The 2,392-nt window shown below is 57.9% G+C and carries 5 protein-coding genes and 1 pseudogene; all 6 read right to left on the bottom strand.

Features of this window, described 5'->3' with window-relative positions:
- Nucleotides 1-325 (bottom strand): annotated as a pseudogene (locus ACH2EH_RS01610) (hypothetical protein); the annotation flags it as partial.
- Nucleotides 326-327: 2 nt separating this feature from the next.
- Entirely contained in the window at nt 328-639 is a 312-nt protein-coding gene (locus ACH2EH_RS01615) for a hypothetical protein (protein WP_395138190.1), read from the bottom strand.
- The gene (locus ACH2EH_RS01620; RefSeq protein WP_395138192.1) at nt 636-869 is read right to left on the bottom strand and encodes a hypothetical protein; all 234 of its coding nucleotides are present in this window, start codon (nt 867-869) and stop codon (nt 636-638) included. Before ACH2EH_RS01620 ends, ACH2EH_RS01615 begins: the two co-directional genes overlap by 4 nt.
- The gene (locus ACH2EH_RS01625; RefSeq protein WP_395138194.1) at nt 860-1,225 is read right to left on the bottom strand and encodes a hypothetical protein; all 366 of its coding nucleotides are present in this window, start codon (nt 1,223-1,225) and stop codon (nt 860-862) included. Before ACH2EH_RS01625 ends, ACH2EH_RS01620 begins: the two co-directional genes overlap by 10 nt.
- Nucleotides 1,226-1,362: 137 nt before the next feature.
- Complete coding sequence (locus tag ACH2EH_RS01630) at nt 1,363-1,737, bottom strand: hypothetical protein (RefSeq protein ID WP_395138196.1); 375 nt, start codon at nt 1,735-1,737, stop codon at nt 1,363-1,365.
- 16 nt (nt 1,738-1,753) lie between these two features.
- A partial coding sequence (locus ACH2EH_RS01635; RefSeq protein WP_395138198.1) for a hypothetical protein occupies nt 1,754-2,392 on the bottom strand: 639 nt, incomplete at its 5' end.

Genomic DNA, 2,392 nt, shown 5'->3' on the forward strand with positions numbered 1-2,392 from the left:
AAGGGATGCCTTCCATGACGGCGCGGCTCAACCGATGCCAACCGTCGATCAGCACCGAGGTGCCATCGTGGAAGGGAAGAAAGAGGATCGGCTTTGACAGGTCTACTGTCTTAGCGTACTCCTCGTTCAGGCTGGGATAGCGCTGGCGCAGATGCGCCATGTCTATCCCGCTATCACTGGGGTAGAACTCCAACACTTCGCGCGGTGCCAGCTCGATGAGCCGGTAGCCAAGGCTTGCGTTCCAGTGCCATTCGATACCCGTTGCGTCGGTGAAGGTGAAGACCTGATCGCTCAGGCTCAGTTCAACGATCTTGGGAGAGGACATTTTCAGTACTCCTCCCTGACAAGCGCCAGAGTCTCTTGCCAGCCCGCACTCGTGGTGATCCAGATAACGGTTCCGTCTTTGAGGGTGTAGCTAGAGAGGACGCGACCACCGCGCTTGATGGATTCCTCGTTTACAACGCGGTCGTCGTAGCACATCTCCGCGCCGTAGTCGCCTTCCCGATGCCGCTTGAGTAGGTGCATTAGCTCTTCCTCATTTCGGATCAGGGCCTCGACGGCGGCTGGAGTGACGTAGACTTTGCCTAGGAGAAACTTGATGGGGCGTTGATAGCCTGTTGGGGGCTTTTCTTGGCTCATGAAGTCACCTCCCTAGCGGGCTTGGCTTCGTAGACGAAGGTCTCACGCTTCTGTCGCTTGGCTCTTTCCGGGACTTGCCCGGTGAGCCTTCGCACGACTTCAGCAGCGCCTTTTCGGTAGACGGTGACGACAACGAGAGAGCCGGTATCGGCTTCTCGTACTGCCCAGTGCCTTCCGCCTTTGTAGCGGGAGATTGTCAGGAGAGACATGCCATGTGGATTTATAGGCATAGTGGTACCTCCAGACGTTGCTGGAGCACTCTGGCAGCAGTCATCAAGACTTGCTCGATGCTTGCCTCCTGAGCCACTGCTTCCCAGCGTGCGCTGAGCCGGGCAACGTGTGACCATTGTGAAACTTGGAGCTTCTTCCAGCCTAAAACGTGCTTGCAGGAGTAGCGCCCGCCGTGCTTCGCATAGAAGGGGCAAGTGCAGCTTTGCTCACTGCGATCCAGGGTGTAGGTGGCTCCGTGTTCGGAGCGAATCAGGTGCAGATTGCTATCAAGGGAGCGGATGCGATATCCGTCCTCGAAAAGCCGCTGCGCCCGGTCGTTGACGTTGGCAAGTGTCCTCGCCTCGTCCAGATTCATGGGTAGGGTTCCTTTCTTTGGTAAAAAGTGCGGCGACCTCATTCGGCGTAGCCGAAGATGGGCTCCGCGTCACCGAGCCATGAACTTCCCGTCTCCGGGCAGCATGGCCCGGGGATTTGGGGAAACGAGAAACGGAGCTAACTCCGCTTGAGGGGTGATCTCTTGAGTAGTGCCTCCACAGCATGGAGCTGTTCGGGCTTGGGTACCGCAGGCGAGTCAATGCCCCGAACGCCTCGACAGGTCGTTAGGATCTGCTTTAGCAGTTCGAGGGCTTCCTCTACGCTCGGGGGAAGCGGCACGAGTTCGCCGTCCTCCGGCTCGCCGATATAGTCGTCAAGCTCGGGAACGGCAACCTCGATACGCCAGCCACGATGCGCTTGGATCACGTGCTCTTCCACCATTAAGTGAACGACACCGAAGCGCCATTTCTCCTCAATGTCTTCTGCCAATGCCCGGAAGCGCTGGCAGACAGCAGCAAGCCGCTTATCTATCTGAGGGACGACCTGGCTCATACAAATTCCAATCCTTTCACGGGGATACCAGGGATCTGGGAGTGAGTATCCGGTGGCGTAGTGCCTGACCGTCCCGACTGGTGTCGGTCGTATCAATCAGCAGACTTGCCATCGTCTCAAGCTCAAAGCGACTCTCGACGGGCAGCTTCTGCGCGGCGTTGGTCACCGCGTTGAGAAGCCCGTACATCGTGTCCTGGTGCGTCTCGCCCAGTAGCCCGAACTTGATGTACTCAACCGTCTGTTTCGAGAGATTCCACATGTCCGCGATAACCTGAATGGCTCTGGCAGGATCAGGGATATTGGTCTTGGTGGAGAGCACCATCTGCTCGATGAATGCCGCCGCCACGACCGTTGCCTGACCGATTGCCTCACGCAGTGAGGGCACGAACTGCGCCTGGGCGACATGGATATGTCGCTGCCGGAGCAGGCTCTTACCACCCACTTTGCGCACGGCCCCATTGGAGCAAATCTCACGAAAGACGCACGCATCTATCGTCACTGCCCGTAGCCCGACCTCACTGTTGGCGATGTGAATCGCAACGATAAGCGGGTCTCCAGGCAGAGCCAACCTGCTCATTCTGGGATCGATGATCCGCAGGTGGAAGCCTTCATCACAGAGATCGAAGAGCTTCACCTGGTAGTCCGTTCCCGCAAG

The organism is Armatimonas sp., from assembly GCF_043760365.1.
Taxonomy (GTDB): domain Bacteria; phylum Armatimonadota; class Armatimonadia; order Armatimonadales; family Armatimonadaceae; genus Armatimonas.